Source organism: Flavihumibacter rivuli, from assembly GCF_018595685.2.
Taxonomy (GTDB): Bacteria; Bacteroidota; Bacteroidia; order Chitinophagales; family Chitinophagaceae; genus Flavihumibacter; species Flavihumibacter rivuli.
Genome location: NZ_CP092334.1, coordinates 2,638,788 through 2,659,299, shown reverse-complemented (window position 1 = coordinate 2,659,299; position 20,512 = coordinate 2,638,788). Strand labels below are relative to the sequence as shown.

The following is a 20,512-nucleotide window of genomic DNA, read 5'->3' as shown; positions in this document are numbered from 1 at the left end:
TGATAGTCTTATTAAGTTTTAGCAGATTCTCTTGCGCCTACAAGTAATAACCAAAGGCAGGTGCCGATTTCCCCTATGGCGGGTAGTAGGCCAAAATAGCTGGAAATGCCTATAGTTCTGTAATCCCTGATCAGGGTATTCCCAAAGAAATTGACCATATAACCCAGGCAGCCCAGCATGAGCAGTATCCCCAGGAATTTTGGCAAGATCCCTGAACGGTAAACCAGGTAGCCAAAAGGCAGGAGCCATAGTCCCCAAAATACCGTCACGATGTGAATGCCATCATTATAATGGTTCAAATAATTCATGGTTTCCTGGTAAAGGGAGGACAATGGTTGTCCGGGTGCTTGCTTTGATGGATTGAGCAGGTCGAGGACGGCATATTTGTGTTGCAGGTTGAGGAAAGAAATAGGGACACTGATTAGTGCCAATACCACCATGATCCTTGCATACCATTCGTTGACTGGTCTTAGCAGCCGGTACAGCAGGAGGGGAAGAATGGTAAAGGCGATATAGCAGATCACTCCAACTGCTATGCTCAAACGTAACAATCCCTCATTGGCCTGGATATTGGAGAAGGTCTTTTCCGGGTTGTCCCATATGAAGAGTTGCCCGGGAACATAGGCCAGGCTGAACATTCCTGTAATAACGATTACGAGGTACACTACTCCAGCCCATCTGGACATTTGCTTATTACTAGTCACGGTATAAACAGTTAGGTAACTGAATATACAATTGACCAGATGATTTGCCGACCGGATAATGGACCAGCGGCAGAATCCTTCATTTTTAGGGTGATAATGTATGATATTGGCATAAAGCTTACTGTGCCGTATAACCGCCATCAACCGTATAATAGGAACCCGTTACAAAGGAAGACCTGGGTGAGGCCAGCCATAAGGCCAGTTCTGCTACTTCCCCGGGTTGGCCCAGCCTGCCAAGGGAATGTTTGGTCTCAAGGAACTTTAGTGTGGCTTCATCGAGGTTGTTCTCCAGTAAGGGGGTCATGATGAAGCCTGGCCCGATCGAATTTGCCCTGATGTTTTGTGTGCCATATTCCAACGCCGCATTCTTGGTCAGTCCCACTACACCATGCTTGGCAGCCACATAGGCGGGCGCATTGGCAAAGCCTACACTGCCCAGGATGGAGGAGATATTGATGATGCTGCCATAGCCCGATTCCAGCATAGCAGGGATCTGGTAACGCATGCCATAGAAGACCCCATTGAGGTTGACCGCGATGACCTTTTCCCAGCCATCGATGGGGTATTCACCGGTGGGGGCGCTGGGACCAGCTATGCCTGCATTGTTCACTGCAATATGCAGTGCCCCGTATTGCTTTACAGCGGCTGATACCAGTGCTTCATTATCCTTTGCACTGGAGGTGTCAGCTTTAACGAAGATGGCCTCGCCTCCTTTTGACCGGATGGCCGTTACCGTTTCATTGCCCCCTTTTTCATTGATATCCGAAACCACAACGTTGGCTCCTTCTTCTGCAAAAAGAACGGCAATGGAATGACCGATACCGGAACCTGCGCCGGTTACGATGGCTACTTTGTTGGCAAGATCTTTCATGGTTGATGGTTGATAAGGTGAACCAATAAATGGGTGGAGAAAGGGAGGGGCTATTTTCCTTAAAATACCCCTTCTATAAATGTACTAAATAGTAGGTATTTGGTTGTGGTCGCTCAAGGGTGATTATTAATTCCGATAGCATGGGCGATTGATTGTTACTGGCTGGCAGTATGGGTATTCCTTGGTGGTTTGAATATTGTAAGAAATGATTGGATTTCTGTTAGACTGGGCCAATGGTTGCCGGTATTCTTGTGACAGTTTTCCTTATTTGAAAAGTGTAACTTTAGGAACATGAACAAGGTGGAATCCATTGAGGATTTTTACAAGCGTAAGTTTAACTGGTTGCCGGATAATATCCGCAATGAGATCGGTCATTTCAATGTATTCCCGCTTGATCCCTATGTTGGGGAAAATGCCCAGCCGGTACCCTATAAGCGCAGGGATTTCTACAAGGTGATGCTGGTGGTTGGTCCTGCCAGGGTTCATTATGCCGATAAAGTGGTAGAGGTTAAGAAGCAGGCGCTCAGTTTTTCCAATCCAAAAATCCCTTATAAGTGGGAGTATACCGAGAAGATAAGGAGCGGTTTTTTCTGCATTTTCAACCAGCACTTCTTCAGCCATTTCGGGAATCTTAACCAGTATGAGGTTTTCCAGCCCGGGGGTAACCATGTGTATGAATTGACTGATGAACAGGTAGAGAAGGTCAGGCAGGTATTTGCCCGGATGCAGGAAGAGATCGCTTCCGAGTATGCCCACAAATATGACATGCTGCGCAACCTTGTTTTTGAACTACTGCATTTTGCCCTGAAGATGGAGCCTGTTTCTTCCCTGGGTAAACAACGCATCAATGCCTCCCAGCGTATCGCCACGCTGTTCCTCGAATTGCTGGAACGCCAGTTCCCTATTGAAGATGCGCACCCAGTTGTTGCGCTGCGGTCGGCCACTGAATTTGCCCAACAGCTGAATGTGCACGTGAACCACCTGAACCGCGCGGTTAAGGAAGTAACGGATAAAACCACCACCCAGGTGATCGCAGAGCGCCTGCTGCAGGAAGCCAAGATACTACTGAAACACAGCACCTGGAATGTGAGCGAGATCGCCTATTCCCTGGGATTTAGTGAGGTCACCCATTTCAATAATTTCTTCAAGAAGCATATGGGTACCAGTCCCCTCAAATTCAGGAATGCTTGATTTTCGTAGGTCTTGATTTGATTCAGGCAACACCGTCCTTACAACTACTCTGTAGCTTTGGCTATTGATAACACAAGCTAAAAATTTACGATTATGCAACAAAGGGAATTGGGAAAAAGCGGGTTAAAGGTTTCCGCCATGGGATTGGGTTGTATGGGCATGAGCTTTGGTTATGGCCCGCCAGCTGACAGGCAGGAGATGATCCGCCTGATCCGCAAGGCGGTTGAATATGGGGTGAATTTTTTTGATACGGCAGAAGTATATGGCCCCTTTATAAATGAGGAATTGGTTGGCGTGGCGCTCGCACCCTTCCGTGATGAGGTGGTGATCGCCACCAAGTTTGGGTTCAAGCCTTCCCCAACTGATACGACGCGTTGGTCTGAGGTGGATAGCCGGCCCGAACATATCCGGGAAGTGGCGGAGGCCTCCTTGAAGCGCCTGGGGGTGGAGGTCATCGATCTTTTCTACCAGCACCGTGTAGACCCTTCAGTGCCCATTGAAGAGGTCGCCGGTACTGTGAAGGACCTGATCACGGAAGGAAAGGTTAAATACTTCGGATTGTCGGAAGCCGGTGCGGCCACCATCAGGAGGGCGCATGCTGTTCAACCAGTGGCAGCCCTGCAAAGTGAATATTCCCTCTGGACCAGGACACCGGAACAGGAGATCATCCCCACACTGGAAGAACTGGGTATTGGTTTTGTTCCTTTCAGTCCTTTAGGTAAAGGATTTCTCACCGGTGCCATTACTTCCCAGACCAGTTTTGATCCAACAGATTTCCGGAATATCCTGCCGCGATTCACGAAAGAAGCCATGGAGGCCAACCAGCAACTCGTGGACCTATTGTCGGTTATTGGTGCACGTAAGCAGGCAACGCCCGCGCAGGTTGCCCTGGCATGGTTGTTAACACGGAAGCCATGGATCGTTCCCATTCCGGGAACCACTAAACTACATCGACTGGAAGAAAACCTGGGAGCGCTGAAGGTCGAATTAAGTGAAGCGGATCTATTGGAGATAGAAGAGGCTTCTGCAAAGATCCGGATTCTTGGTGCAAGGTACCCTGAACATATTGAAAGGATGACGGGTAGGTAGAAGCAATAGTTCATGAATATGCGGGTGTACCGATGTTTTGGTATGCCTGCTTAATTTTTTCATCCGATTTTTCTGTCATTCTTCTTACTGGCCTGTTCAACCATCCTTGCTGTAGCCGGCGATTATGCTTAAATTGGGATAAGCTAATCTTGTTTGCCATGCATTGGAAGGGATCGAAATACCTTTTTGTTTACCTGACGCCGGTCATTGTTGCTTTCTCACTGGGAAGCCAGGGATGGTGGACCTTCACCGCTGTCGCGGTATTGTTTGGACTTCTTCCGCTAATGGAACTGTTTACCGTGGGTTCTACCCATAACCTTACTGAGTTGGAGGAGGAAATGGCTAAGAAGGACAGTTTCTACGATTGGTTATTGTATGGCCTGGTACCAGCCCAATATGCCTTACTGGTATATTTTCTCTACCGCGTTACCTATACACCATTGACCACACTCGAGCAGGTTGGCCTGACCCTTTCTTTCGGTATGTCCTGTGGAATCCTTGGAATAAATGCTGCGCATGAGTTGGGACATCGGGTTACCTGGCACGAACAATGGATGAGCAAGGCCCTGCTGTTGACCTCCCTCTATATGCATTTCTTCATCGAACACAACAAGGGACACCATAAGCATGTATCCACCGATGAAGACCCGGCATCTGCGCGTTATGGGGAATCAGTGTATGCTTTTTATTTCCGCTCCATTTATGGAAGTTGGTTATCAGCATGGAGACTGGAAGCAAAGCGCCTGGGGAAGTTCAACAGGCCGGCATTCTCCTGGCCGAATGAAATGCTGCGTTTCCAGGTGATCCAATTGTTGTTTGTTGGGGCTATTGGATTGGCATTTGGTTCGAAGACCATGTTGCTTTTCATAGCAGCAGCGACAATCGGGTTCTTATTGCTGGAGTCGGTGAATTATATCGAACATTATGGATTGCAACGCAGGAAGGTCAATGGGAAATATGAACGGGTTCTACCCATTCACTCCTGGAATTCCAACCATCCACTGGGCAGGTTGGTATTGCTGGAGTTGTCGCGGCATAGCGACCACCATTACCTGGCCAGCAGGAAGTACCAGATCCTCCGTCACTTCGATGAAAGCCCACAAATGCCTACGGGCTACCCGGGTATGATCCTTTTGGCGCTGGTGCCACCGCTCTGGTTCGCAGTTATGCACCGTCAGATCGACCAGTTCAGGAAAGGGGGAGAAGGGTTGGTGTCGGGCTAGGCTTTGGGTGGAATTGCGGATAGCAGGTTTAGTAAAAGCGAATTAATGCTATAGCCGTATTGGGGTCTACAAGCTGCCCCCCACGTTGTATTGGACATCAGGGTCCTCTGCGAGAGACCCTGCTGAGGAAAAAATATGTGGACATGTGAAAATGTGAACATGTGGATATGTGGATCTTGCTCCAACCACTAGGGAGGTATCCCATAAACTTTAACAACAACTTCCCACCCCATCAGGGTCTCCCGCAGGGGACCCTGATGAATAGTAGGGTGAAAACTCACTGGGGACTATTGAAGAGTACCACTATGGGGTGAAAAGATTTAAAGCCCCTCCCGTTGCCCTCGTTGTTTCTTATGACCAACGGGTAGTTGAAAGCTGAGATTAGCTGTTGGATGCGTTAATATTTCACCTCAGCAGGGTCTCCCGCAGGGGACCCTGATGAATAGTAGGGTGAAAATTCACTGGGGATTCTTGAAGATTACCACTATGGGGTGAAAAGATTTAACGCCCCTCCCGTTGCCCCCGTTGTGTCTTATGACCAACGGGTAGTTGAAAGCTGAGATTAGCAGTTGGATGCGTTAATATTTCACCTCAGCAGGGTCTCCCGCAGGGGACCCTGATGAATAGTAGGGTGAAAACTCAATGGGGACTATTGAAGAGTACCACTATAGGGTGAAAAGATTTAACACTCCCCGTCGCCCCCGTTGTGTCTTATGACCAACGGGTAGTTGGAAGATGAGCTTACCTATCGGATGTATAAACTATTTTGCCTTTTATACATCGGGGTCCCCTTCGGGAGACCCCGCTGGGGGTAAATTAATCTAAAGATGTGGGTACACAGTAGCCCCTTCGAGAGTCCCTGCAAAGGTTGACTACCCCTTCCTTGGCGATAGTTCCATTTAAACGCATAGTTTCCCAACTCCGCAAGATTCGGGTTCAGGATCCCACCCCACCTTCCTAGCTTTGGGGTACAATTCAGGAATGTATGAACCAGCAGCAACAGCTCAATTTCGACCGGATCGCCAAAGCGATAGAATACCTCCGGGACAATTTCAGGGAGCAACCTGACCTTGACCTGGTGGCGGAGAAAGTGCACCTCAGTCCCTTCCATTTCCAGCGGATGTTCACGGACTGGGCAGGCGTGAGCCCGAAGAAATTCCTGCAATACCTCAACCTGGAATATGCCAAGACCATCCTGACGAAGGAGGGCGCTACCCTTTTCGATGCCGCTGCTGAAGCGGGATTATCCGGTACCAGTCGTTTGCACGACCTGTTCGTGAAGATCGAAGGCATGACACCGGGTGAATTCAAGAATGGTGGCGAGAAGCTCTCCATAAACTACAGTTTTGCGGAAACACCATTCGGTAAGGTACTCGTCGCTTCTACAGAAAAAGGGATCTGCCATATGGCCTTTGTAGAGGACGAGGCTGCCGGTTTTGAATTACTGCAGCAACAATTCCCGAAAGCAGGCTACCACCAGGTAGTGGACATGATCCAACAAAATGCGCTCTATATTTTCAACCAGGACTGGTCGAGGTTGCAGGAGATCAAGTTACACCTCAAGGGCTCACCCTTTCAGTTGAAAGTATGGGAAACCCTTCTGAAGATTCCCATGGGTAAACTGGCCACCTATGGACAGGTAGCCAGGGAGATCAGCCAGCCCAATGCCAGCAGGGCTGTCGGTACTGCCATCGGTTCCAACCCGGTTGCCTTCCTGATCCCCTGTCACCGCGTGATCCAGGCCACGGGTGCCATTGGCGGCTATATGTGGGGACCAACCCGGAAGGCTGCCATCATTGCGTGGGAAGGAGCGAGGGGATCCGCCTACGCTGAAGCTTCGATGGACTAAGGCCTGCCTGCGCTAAGGCTTCGGCAGACAAAGGCAGGTGATGAGGAGATGTGGAGATGAGAAGATGTGAAAATGTAGACACCCCCTCTGCTGCGCTAGTTAGGCACGATTGAAAATGTGCTCCATTCGATATGGTATACTCCAATCCATGAAAGATAGGATGCGCAATGAATAAGTTTTTTTATCATCACCAAATCAGTTCTTCCCAATTATTCCGCTTGCTAAGGAATGGTGAGGTGAAACTTGCCGGGAACAGGAAGCTGAAGATCTATGGTCGGTTGGATTGCAGCAGTGGCAAGCGCATGAAGGCCAACAACCGGGTTTTCTTTTCATCTGCTGATGAGGCATTGGCAATGGGGTACAGGCCCTGCGGGCATTGCATGAAAGAGGCGTATGAAAAGTGGAAGAAAGAGTATGGGCCACGAAGGCACAAAGACACTAAGTTTCACTAAGGCGTCTTTGTGTTCCTTCGAGTCTTCGAGTCTTCGTGGCCCCATTCCAGCAAGAGACCTTACTCAGGTTAGATTAAAATTGGTTCGACAACATCACAACAATTTAATTTTCTGCACACATGGAACTGTTTACCTCCGAAGAAATCATTCAACTACTCCCGGCAGATGGGGATGTGCGTTATTACGGAAGGGTCATGGACCTTCCCACTGCCGATCACTATTATGATCAACTGATGAAGAAAGTTGAATGGCGACATGATGAAGCCATCATCTTTGGAAAACATATCATCACCAAAAGAAAGGTGGCCTGGTATGGGGATAACGAATATGGGTACACCTATTCCAAGATCACAAGACAGGCATTGTTGTGGAACAAAGAATTATTGGAGCTGAAAAAGATCGTGGAGGAAAGGTCCGGCACCCGCTTCAATTCCTGTCTCCTGAACCTTTACCATAACGGGGAAGAAGGTATGGCCTGGCATAGTGATGATGAGATTGACCTCGTAAAGAATGGGACCATTGCCTCCCTGAGCCTGGGTGCAGAGCGTAGGTTCTCCTTACGGCACCGGCAGGCGAAGGAAACCCTATCCGTCAACCTGCAGCACGGCAGCCTGCTCGTCATGGCCGGCACTACCCAAACCCATTGGCTGCACAGTATCCCCAAAATGGCAAGGGTGAAAACGCCAAGGATCAACCTGACGTTCAGGCAGATGATTAAATAGGTGGATGTGGAGATGAGATCAACCTTCGCTGAAGCTTCGGCGGACTTCGCCTGCCGAAGCTTCAGCGCAGGCAGGCGAGGACGTGCCTGCGCCAAGGCTACGGCAGTCAAGGTATTATTCCTAAATTGGCAGTTCAATTTTTTCAGCCATTAAACCATTGCCATGTTGAAGTATTGCTGTTCTCTAATATTATCCCTTGTTATTGGGAGTAATCTGTCAGCCCAGTCCGTAACCACGAAAAATGAAGAAGCCATAAAATTGGCGGATACGCAACTCAATGCCTATAATGCCCGCGATATCGAGGGTTTCTTAAAACCCTACAGTGATTCGGTGAAAGTTTACATGTTCCCTGACAAGCTGATGTATAAAGGAAAAGACATCATGAGGAAGGAATATGATGATATGTTCAAATCCACGCCTGACCTCCATTGTACACTGGTGAACCGGATCACCATCGGCAATAAGGTGATTGACCGGGAATCTGTCTTCTTTAAGAAAGGCGTTCCTCCTTTGGATGCTGTGGCCATTTATACCATTGAAGGCGGAAGCATCACTGAAGTGGTGTTCATGCAATAAAAAATGCCGTTGATGGTTTAGCATCAACGGCATTTGTATTATAGCAGGAAACTTAGTTTTTATATACCCTGATATAATCGATCTCCATGGATGAGCTGGAGAAAGCAGGATCAACAGAACCTCCGAAAGTTCCACCCATGGCCACGTTCAGGATAATGAAGAAATCGTGGTTGAAGGGAACGCTGCCTGAATTCACAAAACTGTGGATCAGTTGGTTGTCCACATAGATCTTGATATGGCTGGCTGTCCAGTCCACTGAATAAACGTGGAATTCGCTGGAAGCATTGCTGATCATCCTGAAGCTGCCATCGGCATTGCCACCTGAGCGTCCGGGATAATGCAGGGTACCATAGATCTTATTGGGTTCGCTGCCCTTGTGTTCCATGATATCGATCTCACCGCAGTTCGGCCAACCTACGGCATTGATATTGGCTCCCAACATCCAGATCGCTGGCCAGGTGCCTACTCCCTGGGGCAGTTTGGCCCTGGCTTCCACCCTTCCGTACTTGAATTCAAACTTACCCTTGGTGATCATCCTGGAGGAAGTGTAAGCGCTGCCACTGAAGTTTTCCTTCTTAGCGGTGATCCTCAACACGCCGTTGCTCACCACGGCATTATCCTGGCGGTTGGTATAATACTGGAGTTCGTTATTGCCCCAACCATTGGATCCGGTACCGATCTCGAATACCCATTTGTTGGGATCGGGACTGCCATTGGTCTCGAATTCATCGGACCATACCAGTCCGGTGCCGCCTCCGCTGGTGGCCACATTGACCATGATCTGTGTGGATCGGGCAATGGTCTTGCCGCTGGAATTGCTGGCCGTAACCGTAACAACAAAATTGTTATTACCCGGTTTGGTATAGGTATGGCTGGCGGTACCGGTGGTATTGTTGGCAGAATTGCCATCACCAAATTCAAACTTGTAACTATCTGCATTGAGGGCCGTTGCGGTAAAAGCTACCGCACCGGTGCCGTCATTTTTGTTGTCAACCTGTATGACCAGGTTAGTGGGGGAACCGTCGTTGATGACTTCTTCTGCCCCTGCCTTCTTACAGCTCACCAATACCAGCAGGCTGCTGATGGCTGCGATCGTTGTGATAATGTATCTCATGGTGTTCGTTTTATTTTACTTTAAGTTTTTGGTACCAGGCATTCCCATCCACCCCAATATTCCTCAGGTGCATGGTGGTTTCGGTAATGGACAGGATCTCGTAGGTGTTATTGCCGGTGGCAAAGTTGATGATGCCATCTCCCGGTACGGTGAACTGGATACCGGTTGACTGGGCTGATGATGAGCCCGAGGAGGCATTGCCGAACCCGAGTGCCTTTGATCCGCTGGTGTTGATATCATAACAGGCTTCCGGGCCGCTGAATCCGTAATAGCCTACCGACGCTGCCTGTACGAAACTGCTGCCTTTATTGTCCAGGACCATGGTCACATTATTGTTGGCATCCTTGGTAAAGGTGATCTCATCGTCATACAAACAACCTGCGTAGTCCTTTTCATTAGGCGCAGCCTGGTACCAGATGGGTTCAAAGCTGGAAACCGGGCCTACACCGATATGGCCGGTTGCCATTTTATCGGTCACCCATGTCTTGGAGGAGCCATTGGTCAGGGCCTGCAGGATTGCTGTAGGTATTTCAAAGGCTACGAATACTTTCACTTTCTTGCTGATGGTTGACATTACTCCTCCCGTTCCAACTGCATTTACCGTGATGGTATATTCCTTCGTTCCGGGTGTCTTGTATTTGTAGCTTACTTTCCCTGAAGGTACCATCTGCACCGTTCCGTCACCAAAATCTATCCGGTAGTTGATGGCATTATTGGAAGTAGCCGTTATGGCAACATTGCCGCTGCCATTGCCGTCAGGGCTATTGGTATTGGCGCCTTCCACCACGGTGTTCAGGGCCAATTCGGTGGGTGCTTTTATTTCACCGAAACTGTATTCGGTCTTTTCGCAACTGGTGAGTCCTGTTGCCAGGATCATTGCGAATAATGGGATGGTTATGATTATTCTTTTCATTGCTTCAATTTTAGTTGAGGGTGATATCATCGAAATAGTAGGTGAAATTGGCTGATCCGTCACCTACCGTACCGAGGTCGAAAATGAGTACGATCTTCTGGTAGCTGTTTGCAATGTTGATCGCGCTAAAGTCGAAGCTCAGTTCTTCCCATTCGCCTGATTTGGTAGTGGCTACTTCTTTTTCAAAACTGATGCCCCCGTCGTTCTGGTTCTCCACTTTCAGGAGCAGCTTAGCGCCTACCCTTGGGGAGAGCACCTTGACCTTGAAGGTTTTCCCGGCTGAGAAATTAATAGGCGCATCCAGGGAGATAAAGGCCCCGCCCCATGGCTGTCCGCCTCCCTTCACCATCTTCCCAACCTTGCTGCTGGTATTGATACCGGAAGCATTCGGGTTGTCCACCACGCTGGCATTACCGCCATCGAAATTGAGGAAGTTGTAGTTCAGTGTGCTTGACTGGAAATTCAATGGTAATCCCAGTGTATTTGGGTTAGTTGGCTCTTCCGCCATCTTTACGTCATCCCAGTAGAACACTTTACCGTTGCCGGTATTGCCAAAGTCGAAGAAGATAGATGCCTTGTCATAATTGCTGGCGGCATTGAATGCCGGTGTCCCCGCACTATGGTTTAGGAAATTGAAGACCAGGGTTTCCCATTGGTTGGCCTTTGTGGTCACCACATCTGTCTCTACAGATACGGCGCCGTTGGTATGGTCTTCTATCTTCAACTTGATAGTTAGGCCTGCTGCCGGTGAATATACCCGCACACTCATTTTGGATGCTGATGCCGTAACAGGGATCTTGCTGGCAAAGCCGATAGGTGTGCCAATGGTAGTGCCAGCCCAGGTTTGCGCACCATTGGGTTTGGTGGTCACCTTCACCTTATTGCTGCTGTTGGCCGGATCTGTACCATCCACGGTTTCGTTGCCGCCAAAATCAGTGACGGCATAGTTGATACCGGGGGTGTCAAAGTTAACCGGAAGGTTGATCTGAGAAAGACCCGGAAGGGTATTGGTCAGGCGGATATCATCGAAATAGAAGGTGAAATTCGCTGAACCATCACCGGGAGTTCCCAGTTCAAAGATGAGGACAATATTCTGGTAGCTGTTCGAAGTATTGATATCCCTGAAATCGAAGCCCAGTTCTTCCCATTCATTGTCCTTGGTGGTTTGCACTTCTTTCTCGAAGCTGATCGAACCGTTCGTGGCGTTCTCCACTTTCAGCAATACCTTGGCACCCACCCTTGGTGAATACACTTTCATGCGGAAGATCTTATTGGTGGAGAAGTCAATGGGTCCGCCAAGACTGATCAGGCTTCCTCCCCAGGGCTGGCCGGGACTCTTCACCATTTTACCTACCCTTGCAGAGGCGTTGAGGCCACCGGGATGCGGGTTGTTGATAACGGTGGTATTACCGCCATCAAAATTGATGAAGGGATAGGGCTGGGTGGCAATCTCGAAGTCGATCGGCAGCAATACCGGATTGAGGATCGTGATCTCTTTGGTCAGCTCTTTTGTGGCGGCTCCACCGCTGAGTGCGATCACCCTGATGGTATAAGTACCTGTTTTCTTGTAAATATGGCTGATGGTTTCCCCTTCCTGGAAGGACTGCGGTACTTCATCTTCCTCATCACCGAAGTATACCTTGAATAGGGTTTCGTAGTCGGCCTTTGCGCTCAGGTTCACCTGGAAGACATTGGCCGGATCGATCACTGCGTTGATCTCAAAGTTTTCCGGTTCTTTGAAAGAAACGGTAAGGGGCTGTTTGGCTTCCGTGGTAGCACCATTGATACCGATGCCGAGGATCCTTACTTCGTAGTTTCCTTCCTCATAACGGTGACGGGTACTCTGTCCTGGTTGCAACTTGACAGGCTCTGCAGTTCCATCGCCATAATACAGCAGGAAATAGGAAATACCTTCGCCATTCGGGGTAATGGTCACCAGTCCCGTATTGTCCTGCGTGATATCGAATAGGGCAGAAAGTTTGCCCGGTGTTGCGGCCCTGTCAACGAATGAGGTGTCCTCAAACTTGTCCTTCTGGCATCCTGCGAGTACACCCAGGAAGAGCAGCAGTGCGATAAATATTTTATTCGTGTTCATGATAATAGTTTTGGGATGACATTAATAACCGGGATTCTGGGTGAGACCGGAAATATCCACTTCCTGCTGGGGAATTGGGAATACCTCGTTCTTGCCTTTCTGGAATCCGGTGATCTTTTCTGCGGCCTTTCCTGTCCTTACCAGGTCGAAGAAGCGGTCGCCTTCCATAGCGAGTTCCAATCTTCTTTCTTCCCAGATCGCCTCTTTCAATGCAGCACCGGAAAGGTTGATATCATGATTGTTATCCCTGAAGGCACGCTGCCTTACCCTGTTCAGGCAAGCCCTTGCCTTGGCATCATCCGGGCTCGCTTTCCTGTTATTGGCTTCCGCCGCAATCAGCAATACTTCTGCATAACGGAGGGTGCGGAAATTGTTCAGGTAATTCAGTTCAACCTGTCCGGATGTCTGGCCCTTGCGCGGTTGGTACTTATGGTTATACAAACCGGTATTCTTGTAAGGCGCAACCTGGTAGGTGATATTGAAACCGGGGTTGGCATTCTTATAAGCTTCGATGTCGAGGATGGTGACAGCCTTGCGCTGGTCGCCCGCTTCAAAGGCATTGGCCAGTTGTTGGGTAGGCAGGTTGATGCTCCAGCCTTGTCCATATGGACTTGAACCGGTCAGGTTCCTGATACCACAATGCTGTACCGCGAAATTGCCCTGGCCCCTTCCCGGATTGGACCAGTCGTAGAAAGGAGCGCTATTGGAATACTGGATCTCAAAAACTGACTCTGGTCCGTTCTCGCCGCTCTCCAGGAAGATGGAATTGTAATCATCTACCAGGGTGAAGGGCCAGCTCAACACATCTTCCAGAACAGTGGCTGCCTCGTCAAACTTATTCTCATACAGGAGCACTTTAGCCAGCAGGCCTTTGGCTGCATAGCGGGTGATCCTACCTTTCTGGTTATTGGTGGGAGGCAACACGGCTATCGCATTGTTCAGGTCGGTTTCGATCTGCTTATACACTTCTGCCTTGGGTGTCCTTTGGAGCTGCCTTGAATCTGATGCAGACAAGCGCCTGTCGACAAAGAGGGGTACATCACCGAAGAGGCGGACCAATTCGAAATAGTAGTAGGCCCTCAGGAAATACACTTCCCCATACAAGGCATCCTTGCCATTGAAGTCCAGCTTGGCTTTGTTCTCGTGCAGGTAGTTGGCGCGGTTGATGCCTTCATAGCAGGCCTTCCAGGCTTCCGTTAGATAGCTGTTGATCGGCGTGATCTGGTAATCATCGATCTGCTGCAGGCCGAGTACATCTGTGGCATTCTCGCCTCCTGATACGGAATTGTCGGATGCGATATCACCGATCATGGTATTGCCCCAAAGCCATTGCAGTGGCGAGTAGGTACCAACGACCATTTTCTGGTAATCATCTACAGTAGTGAAATAGTTCTCTGCAGTGATCTGGTAATCTTCCTGTGGATTGTAGTCCACAAACTTGGAGCAGGCCATGGTTGTTGACAGGGCCAGGCTCACACATATTATCTTGAAATGATTGCTCATGATTTGGAATTTGGTAAGGTTAGAATTTCAGGTCGATGCCCATGGACCATATCCTTGCTTGCGGGAATACACCGCGATCGATACCGGTATCGAAGATTCCGCCGGAGATCTCCGGATCGAAGCCGGAATATTTGGTGAAAGTGTAAGCGTTCTTCACCTGTGCGTATACACGCAGCCTGGTGATGCGCAACTTCCTCAGGGTTTCAGCAGGAATGGTATAACCCAACTGCAGGTCCTTGATCTTGATAAAGGAGCCATCTTCCACATAGCGGTCTGATGCCCTGGTGTTGTTATTGGCATCAATGAAGCTATAGCGTGGGGTCTTTGCATCGTTGGTGCTGCCTTCGCCTGTCCACCTGCCCAGTACGCTGCGGAATTTATTGGTCATGGCCAGGTTACGCTCGAATGCACGATACACGTCATTACCATAGGAGGCATAAACGAAACTGGAGAAATCAAATCCTTTATACTCAAGATTCAATCCCCATCCCATGGTGAAATCAGGGAAGGGATCACCGATCTGGGTACGGTCATTGCCATCGATCACGCCATCCTGGTTGATATCCACGTAACGGATATCACCGGGCTGTGCGCCGGGCTGGCTGGCTGCCTTGGCGATATCGGCTTCATTCTGGAAGAGGCCATCGGTTTTCCAGCCAAAGAAATAACCGGGTGTAAAGCCTTTCTCAAAGCGGGTAACGCTCTGGAAGGGGATTCCATAACCACCACCGGTGATCAGTCCGTTATTGGTTTCAGTCACCAGGTTCTTTGCGGTAGTGAAGGTAACATAGGTGTTCAACTTGAAGTTCTTACCTAACTGGTCTGTATAACCGAGGTTAAGGTCGAAGCCACTGGTCTCGGTGGTACCGATATTGGCAGTAGGCAGTGCAGCCGTTCCCAGGTAAAGGGAGAGGGTAGGGGTGAACAGCAAACCGCTGATATCCTTCCTGAAGTAATCGGCACTGAGTGAGAATTTATTCTTGAAGAAGCGCAGGTCGAAACCGGCATTGATTTGTACCTGCTTTTCCCAACCCAGGTTATCATTCCTGAAAGAAGCGATGGTGGCACCAATGGAGGTTGGCTCATTGCCAAAGGTATAACCGGAGTTCTGGCCCAGGCCATAGCTGTAAATAGCTGTGGAGATGCGCTGGAATTGCGGGCTTACATTCTCATTACCGGTAGCACCATAACTGGCCCTTACCTTCAGGAAATCGATGAAGTCGGACTGGAAGAAGTCTTCGCTGGATACTACCCAGCCCAATGAACCGGCATAGAAGTTCGCGAACTTGTTATTGGGACCGAAAGCATAGGAGCCATCACGGCGGACGGTCAAAGAGGCCAGGTACCTGTCCTTGTAGTCATAGTTCACCCTTCCGAAATAGGAGAGGTTGCGCCTTTCATACTGGAAAGAACCCACATCCAGTCCGGATGCCGGTGCAGTACCGGTGGCAGAGGAGATGTCGGCATAATCCCAGGAGTTGAAGGGCACATCCTGGCGGGAACCGTTAAGGGAACTTCCTGTATTCTTGGCCACTGAAAAGCCCAGCACGGTCTCAAAATGATGGTCTTCGGCTACACTGAACTGGTAGTTGGCGAAGTTTTCCCACGCAAAGTTGAAATAGTTGGTGCTGTATTCGGCCACATTGTTATGGGCGCCGGCCTTGGGGGTGCCGTCTGCATTCAAGGTGGAATTGATATGGGCAGATCCGTAATACACCAGTGGATTGAAGCTCTTTCCGGTCACATTCGTATAGGTATAACCGAACCTTGAATACAGCTTCAGGTTCTTGATCACCTCGTATTGGAGTTCCAGCTTACCATAGAGTTTATTGGTATTGGACTCGTTATAAGTGTTCTCCAGTTGGGTGAGGGGATTCACGATCTCCGACAGGATATAGGGGCTGGTGCTGTACCTACCGTAGGTGCCGGGGAACTGGTTATAGATGGGTGCGGTAGGGTCGAAGTTGAGGGCATTGGAGATGACGCCATTGATCGCGTTATCTGGAATGCCTGCCCCTTTGATGTTCACATAGCTGGTGTTGACCAGGAACTTCAGTTTGGAGCTGAGGTCGAAGGAGAGGTTGGCCGTTCCGGTGATACGGTCGAAATAGGACTTCTCTTTTCCTCCTACAATACCTCCCTGGCTAAGGAAGGCGCCTGAAAGGAAATAGGTCATTTTCTCACTGCCTCCCCTGGCGGTAAGGGCATGGGACTGGATGGGTGCGGTCTTGAAGATCTGGTCCTGCCAGTTGGTGCCTACCCCGAATCCGGAGATATCAGGGAATATCAACCCACCCCCGGAGTTTACACTTCCTTCATTGGCCATAGCGGCATATTCGGTAGCGTTCAGCACACCCACGGTCTGCTGTACTTCCTGGATACCGTAGTTGCCGCCATAGCTGAACTCGGTTTTCTGGTTGCGGCGGCCTCCCTTGGTCGTGATCACGATCACACCGTTACCGCCCTTTACGCCATAGATGGCAGTGGCGGCGGCATCCTTCAGGATATTGATCGATTCTATATCCGCGGCATTGATGGAGTTGAGGTCATCGAGGGTCTGGATGGCACCGTCCACGATCACGACCGGATCGGTACCGGTATAGGAGGGGATACCCCTGATCAGGACGGTTGGCTTAGCGCCTGGCGTACCGGGTGATACCACGGTCACACCAGATGCACGGCCCTGGATGGCATCTTCTGCCCTCACCGGCCTGTACTTCTCCACTTCCGTTCCCTTGATGGTAGCAATGGCACCGGAAACCTTGGTGATCTTTTGGGTTCCATAACCTACCACCACCACTTCATCCAGCTTACCCTGTGAAGGGCTGAGGCTGATGGCAAGGGTGGATCCGGTGATCCGTACTTCCTGGCTCTGGAAATTAAGGGAACTGATTTCTAATAGGGTGGCTGTTTGGGGAACCTCCAGGCTGAATTCGCCGTTCTCGGTGCTGGTCGTTCCCAGCGAGGTCCCTTTTACGGTGACCGATGCATTGGCAATCGGACTTCCTTTGTCATCCGTCACTTTTCCTGTGACCTTCCTGCCCTGTCCCCAGGCTACTGTCAGGAGCAGCAACAGCAGGTTGGGTAGCAGGACCCTTTGCAAGATCTTTTTCATACGCAAGTGTGTTTTGATTAAAATTCCCAATTGTGTTGGAGCCCACTAAACTAGTTTAGTGTCTTGCGGATGCCTAGCAAATTCCTACATCACGACTACATCAAATTTTATCAAGTATTTGATTATCAATAATTATTGACTACATCAACACTACATCATAGTCATTTCCTATATTTATGGGATGAAAAAATGGGGATTGCTTGCCATTCTTTTTCTATTGGCTGTCGGGGTATTGGGACAGAATACCATCGGCTTGCCCAGGATCGTTAATTTCAGCAAGACCGAGTTTCATGGAGGGGCCCAGACCTGGGATATCCGGCAGGATGCCAGGGGCCAGATGTATTTCGCCAACAATGAAGGCCTGATCACTTTCGACGGGGCCTATTGGAAACTCTACCCCCTTCCCAATAAAACCATCATGCGTTCCCTTGCCCTCGATAGCATGGGCAGGATATATAGTGGTGGCCAGGGTGAAATGGGCTACTTCAGGGCCGATGGCCGTGGGGTATTGAAGTACACCACCCTTATTGACCTTCTTCCAGCCAACCAGCGGAGCTTTGCCGATATCTGGGATATTGAGGTCCTGAATGGGGCCGTTTATTTCAGGGCGACCGACAGGATCTTCCAGCTAAAGGAGAACAGCATCCAGGTCTTTCCCGCCAAGTCAGAATGGGTCTTCATGAAAGCCATCGGGTCCAGGGTCTATGCCCAGGACAAGCAGCAGGGCCTTTATTATTTTAATGGTTCCCAATGGATACCGCTCAGGAATAACCAGCTGCTGGGAGGGGAACTGGTGGCCGGGCTCTTGCAGGTGAATCCCCAGGGTTTCTTCCTGGCTTCCCTTAAAGGCAATTTTTTCCGGGTGACCGGTGACTCGCTGAGCAGGCATATGGTGGGAAAGCCATCCATCCTGAAAGGTGATGTGTACATAGCCGAACCCCTGAACGAACAGGAATTCGTACTGGGGACTACTTCATCCGGTTGTGTGATCATGGACCTCAATGGCCATACCATCCAGCAACTGTCGCGGCGCGAAGGATTGCAAAACAATAATGTACTGGCCGTATTCCGGGACAGGGAACAGAACCTCTGGACAGGCCTCAATAATGGCATCAGTTATATAGCTTATAATGCGGCCATCAAGTATATCAGCCCGGTTGCCGAGAACGAATTGGCGGGTTTTTCTGCCCGGGTGCTGAACAACCAGCTCTATGTGGCAACCTCGGATGGCGCCTATATGGTGCGCCTTGACCCCTCTGCCAATAAGGACCTGAGTTTTTCAAAGGGCGAGTTCATCATGATCGCTAATAGTGCCGGCCAGGCATGGAGACTGGACGAAGTGAACCAACAGGTATTGATGGGCCATAATTCCGGCACCTTCATAATCCGCGATGGCAGGGCCGTTCCCATTGCACCGGAACCCGCCTGGTTGTTTGTGCCGCTTGACCCGGTAGTGCCTTCACCACGTGTATTGGTGGGCAACTATACCGGATTGAAAATGTTGGGTTATGGTAAATCCGGTTTTACCGACCTCGGAAACCTGAAAGGCATTTATGAATCCCTGCGTTTCCTCGCCATCGATAATGACCAGCAGATATGGGCATCACATCCTTACAGGGGCATCTACCAGCTCAGGCTTTCCGCAGATGGACGATCCTATGAGGCAAAGTTGTACAATGAGAAAAATGGTCTGCCTTCAACCCTTGGCAACCATGTGTTCAAGGTGAAGAACAGGATGATCTTTGCCACGGAAAAGGGACCCTATGAGTTTGACCGGAAATCGGGAAGGTTTATCCCTTCACCGGTCCTTTCCCCCATCCTGCAAGAAACCCCCTTGCGCTACCTGAATGAGGATGCCGATGGCAATATCTGGTTCTGCAGCGGCAAGCAGTTGGGGGTGGTAAGTTTTGGGAAAGGAAAGGATAGCAGTTCCATAACCTATTTCCCGGAACTGACCGGCCAGATCCTCTCCGGCTTTGAATCGGTGTATCCATTCGATGCCCGCAATATCTTTATTGCCTCTGAAAAGGGGATCATCCTGCTCAATTTCGAAAAGTACAAAGGCAACCGGCAACCCCTGGGTGTATTAGTGGGACAGGTGAAGGCCTTCGGTAAGGCAGATTCGGTTGTATATGGAGGGTATGATGCATTCTTACAAGGTGACCCGGTTAGGGAGGAAGGGGGCAATCTTTTCGAAATGCCCTACCGTTTCAACTCCTTCCATTTTGAATACAGTTGCCCGGCATACGGGATGCAGAATACCATCGAATACAGTTACTTTCTGGAAGGCTATGATGCTGACTGGGGCAACTGGTCTGGCCGGACTGAACGGGATTATACCAACCTCCCGGAAGGGTCCTATGTGTTCAAGGTCAAGGCCAGGACCAACCTGGGGCAGGAATCTGAAGTGGCCAGTTATCCTTTTAAGGTATTGCCTCCCTGGTACAGGACCATATGGGCCTATATCGTTTATGCATTGCTGTTGTACCTGCTCTTTTACCTGGTGAACAGATGGCAGAAACGAAACTTGTACCTGCAAAGGCTGCAGTTCGAGGAGCGCCAGAGGCAGATCAATACCCTTCACCAACTGGAAATGGAGAAGAATGAGAAGGAGATCATCAAACTCCAGAAGGAAAAGCTGGAGAATGAGGTAAAGTACAAGAACAAGGAATTGGCGGATACTACCATGCACCTCGTGGAAAGGAGTGATGCCATCGCCAAGGTGAAGGATGAATTACAGCGGCTTTACAAGGCAAGTGGGAATAACAATGATATTAAAAGGGCCATCCAGCTATTGGGTGATATTGAACGGAATAATTCAGACTGGGAGCGCTTTGCAGCATCCTTCGATGAGATCAACAACGATTTCCTGAAGAAGCTGAAATCGAAGTATCCCATGTTGACCAATACCGACCTTAAGTTGTGCGCTTACCTTCAACTCAACCTTTCTTCCAAGGAAATTGCACAGTTGATGAATATTTCCTTGCGCGGGGTGGAGATCAGCAGGTACAGGTTAAGGAAGAAGCTGGACATTCCAACAGAACAAAACCTGGCCGACTTCCTAAAGAATATGGTGTAATGATTGGCCGGGTGGG

Annotated in this window: 15 protein-coding genes; 8 read left to right on the top strand and 7 right to left on the bottom strand. The window is 49.6% G+C overall.

Going from position 1 to position 20,512, the window contains the following annotated elements; all coding sequences use genetic code 11:
* Positions 1-11 precede the first annotated feature (11 nt).
* Both KJS94_RS11350 and KJS94_RS11345 read right to left on the bottom strand, forming a co-directional pair.
* Positions 12-686 (bottom strand): DUF4386 domain-containing protein, encoded by a 675-nt coding sequence (locus KJS94_RS11350; protein ID WP_214448647.1) that lies wholly within the window; start codon positions 684-686, stop codon positions 12-14.
* A gap of 136 nt (positions 687-822) precedes the next feature.
* Positions 823-1,575, bottom strand: a complete 753-nt coding sequence (locus KJS94_RS11345) for an SDR family NAD(P)-dependent oxidoreductase (RefSeq protein WP_214448648.1) — start codon at positions 1,573-1,575, stop codon at positions 823-825.
* A 291-nt stretch (positions 1,576-1,866) separates the two neighbouring features.
* Here KJS94_RS11345 and KJS94_RS11340 point away from each other — a divergent pair, with 291 nt between their 5' ends.
* The 7 genes from KJS94_RS11340 (at position 1,867) to KJS94_RS11310 (ending at position 8,677) form a co-directional block, all read left to right on the top strand.
* Positions 1,867-2,766, top strand: coding sequence for a helix-turn-helix domain-containing protein (locus KJS94_RS11340; protein WP_214448649.1), 900 nt, complete (start codon positions 1,867-1,869; stop codon positions 2,764-2,766).
* A 93-nt stretch (positions 2,767-2,859) separates the two neighbouring features.
* On the top strand, positions 2,860-3,855 hold the full coding sequence (locus KJS94_RS11335; protein ID WP_214448650.1) for an aldo/keto reductase: 996 nt from the start codon (positions 2,860-2,862) through the stop codon (positions 3,853-3,855).
* A gap of 158 nt (positions 3,856-4,013) precedes the next feature.
* Positions 4,014-5,078, top strand: coding sequence for an alkane 1-monooxygenase (locus tag KJS94_RS11330; RefSeq protein ID WP_214448651.1), 1,065 nt, complete (start codon positions 4,014-4,016; stop codon positions 5,076-5,078).
* A gap of 985 nt (positions 5,079-6,063) precedes the next feature.
* Positions 6,064-6,927: a methylated-DNA--[protein]-cysteine S-methyltransferase gene (locus KJS94_RS11325; RefSeq protein ID WP_214448652.1), complete on the top strand. Its 864-nt coding sequence runs from the start codon at positions 6,064-6,066 to the stop codon at positions 6,925-6,927.
* A 167-nt stretch (positions 6,928-7,094) separates the two neighbouring features.
* Positions 7,095-7,379: an Ada metal-binding domain-containing protein gene (locus KJS94_RS11320; RefSeq protein WP_214448653.1), complete on the top strand. Its 285-nt coding sequence runs from the start codon at positions 7,095-7,097 to the stop codon at positions 7,377-7,379.
* Between the two features lie 119 nt (positions 7,380-7,498).
* Positions 7,499-8,101 carry an alpha-ketoglutarate-dependent dioxygenase AlkB family protein gene (locus KJS94_RS11315; protein ID WP_214448654.1) on the top strand — a complete coding sequence of 201 codons (603 nt, stop codon included), beginning with the start codon at positions 7,499-7,501 and terminating at the stop codon, positions 8,099-8,101.
* Positions 8,102-8,359: 258 nt separating this feature from the next.
* Positions 8,360-8,677, top strand: coding sequence for a nuclear transport factor 2 family protein (locus KJS94_RS11310; protein WP_214448655.1), 318 nt, complete (start codon positions 8,360-8,362; stop codon positions 8,675-8,677).
* 52 nt (positions 8,678-8,729) lie between these two features.
* Here KJS94_RS11310 and KJS94_RS11305 read toward each other — a convergent pair whose 3' ends face one another.
* Genes KJS94_RS11305 through KJS94_RS11285 form a run of 5 tightly spaced genes read right to left on the bottom strand, consistent with a single transcriptional unit; the run spans position 8,730 to position 17,417 of the window.
* Entirely contained in the window at positions 8,730-9,791 is a 1,062-nt protein-coding gene (locus KJS94_RS11305; protein ID WP_214448656.1) for a family 16 glycosylhydrolase, read from the bottom strand.
* A gap of 10 nt (positions 9,792-9,801) precedes the next feature.
* Positions 9,802-10,704 carry a PKD domain-containing protein gene (locus KJS94_RS11300; RefSeq protein ID WP_214448657.1) on the bottom strand — a complete coding sequence of 301 codons (903 nt, stop codon included), beginning with the start codon at positions 10,702-10,704 and terminating at the stop codon, positions 9,802-9,804.
* Between the two features lie 10 nt (positions 10,705-10,714).
* Positions 10,715-12,799, bottom strand: coding sequence for a hypothetical protein (locus KJS94_RS11295; protein WP_214448658.1), 2,085 nt, complete (start codon positions 12,797-12,799; stop codon positions 10,715-10,717).
* Positions 12,800-12,820: 21 nt separating this feature from the next.
* Positions 12,821-14,302: a RagB/SusD family nutrient uptake outer membrane protein gene (locus tag KJS94_RS11290; protein ID WP_214448659.1), complete on the bottom strand. Its 1,482-nt coding sequence runs from the start codon at positions 14,300-14,302 to the stop codon at positions 12,821-12,823.
* Positions 14,303-14,321: 19 nt separating this feature from the next.
* Entirely contained in the window at positions 14,322-17,417 is a 3,096-nt protein-coding gene (locus KJS94_RS11285) for a SusC/RagA family TonB-linked outer membrane protein (RefSeq protein WP_214448660.1), read from the bottom strand.
* 181 nt (positions 17,418-17,598) lie between these two features.
* Here KJS94_RS11285 and KJS94_RS11280 point away from each other — a divergent pair, with 181 nt between their 5' ends.
* The gene (locus tag KJS94_RS11280; protein WP_214448661.1) at positions 17,599-20,496 is read left to right on the top strand and encodes a helix-turn-helix and ligand-binding sensor domain-containing protein; all 2,898 of its coding nucleotides are present in this window, start codon (positions 17,599-17,601) and stop codon (positions 20,494-20,496) included.
* Positions 20,497-20,512: the final 16 nt, after the last annotated feature.

Excerpts from the sequence above, each read along its gene's own strand:
- KJS94_RS11325 (WP_214448652.1), top strand. The coding sequence starts at position 6,064 with ATGAACCAGCAGCAACAGCTCAATTTCGACCGGATCGCCAAAGCGATA.
- KJS94_RS11345 (WP_214448648.1), bottom strand. The coding sequence starts at position 1,575 with ATGAAAGATCTTGCCAACAAAGTAGCCATCGTAACCGGCGCAGGTTCC.
- KJS94_RS11330 (WP_214448651.1), top strand. The coding sequence starts at position 4,014 with ATGCATTGGAAGGGATCGAAATACCTTTTTGTTTACCTGACGCCGGTC.
- KJS94_RS11320 (WP_214448653.1), top strand. The coding sequence starts at position 7,095 with ATGAATAAGTTTTTTTATCATCACCAAATCAGTTCTTCCCAATTATTC.
- KJS94_RS11305 (WP_214448656.1), bottom strand. The coding sequence starts at position 9,791 with ATGAGATACATTATCACAACGATCGCAGCCATCAGCAGCCTGCTGGTA.
- KJS94_RS11285 (WP_214448660.1), bottom strand. The coding sequence starts at position 17,417 with ATGAAAAAGATCTTGCAAAGGGTCCTGCTACCCAACCTGCTGTTGCTG.
- KJS94_RS11335 (WP_214448650.1), top strand. The coding sequence starts at position 2,860 with ATGCAACAAAGGGAATTGGGAAAAAGCGGGTTAAAGGTTTCCGCCATG.
- KJS94_RS11350 (WP_214448647.1), bottom strand. The coding sequence starts at position 686 with ATGTCCAGATGGGCTGGAGTAGTGTACCTCGTAATCGTTATTACAGGA.
- KJS94_RS11295 (WP_214448658.1), bottom strand. The coding sequence starts at position 12,799 with ATGAACACGAATAAAATATTTATCGCACTGCTGCTCTTCCTGGGTGTA.
- KJS94_RS11315 (WP_214448654.1), top strand. The coding sequence starts at position 7,499 with ATGGAACTGTTTACCTCCGAAGAAATCATTCAACTACTCCCGGCAGAT.
- KJS94_RS11340 (WP_214448649.1), top strand. The coding sequence starts at position 1,867 with ATGAACAAGGTGGAATCCATTGAGGATTTTTACAAGCGTAAGTTTAAC.
- KJS94_RS11300 (WP_214448657.1), bottom strand. The coding sequence starts at position 10,704 with ATGAAAAGAATAATCATAACCATCCCATTATTCGCAATGATCCTGGCA.
- KJS94_RS11290 (WP_214448659.1), bottom strand. The coding sequence starts at position 14,302 with ATGAGCAATCATTTCAAGATAATATGTGTGAGCCTGGCCCTGTCAACA.
- KJS94_RS11280 (WP_214448661.1), top strand. The coding sequence starts at position 17,599 with ATGAAAAAATGGGGATTGCTTGCCATTCTTTTTCTATTGGCTGTCGGG.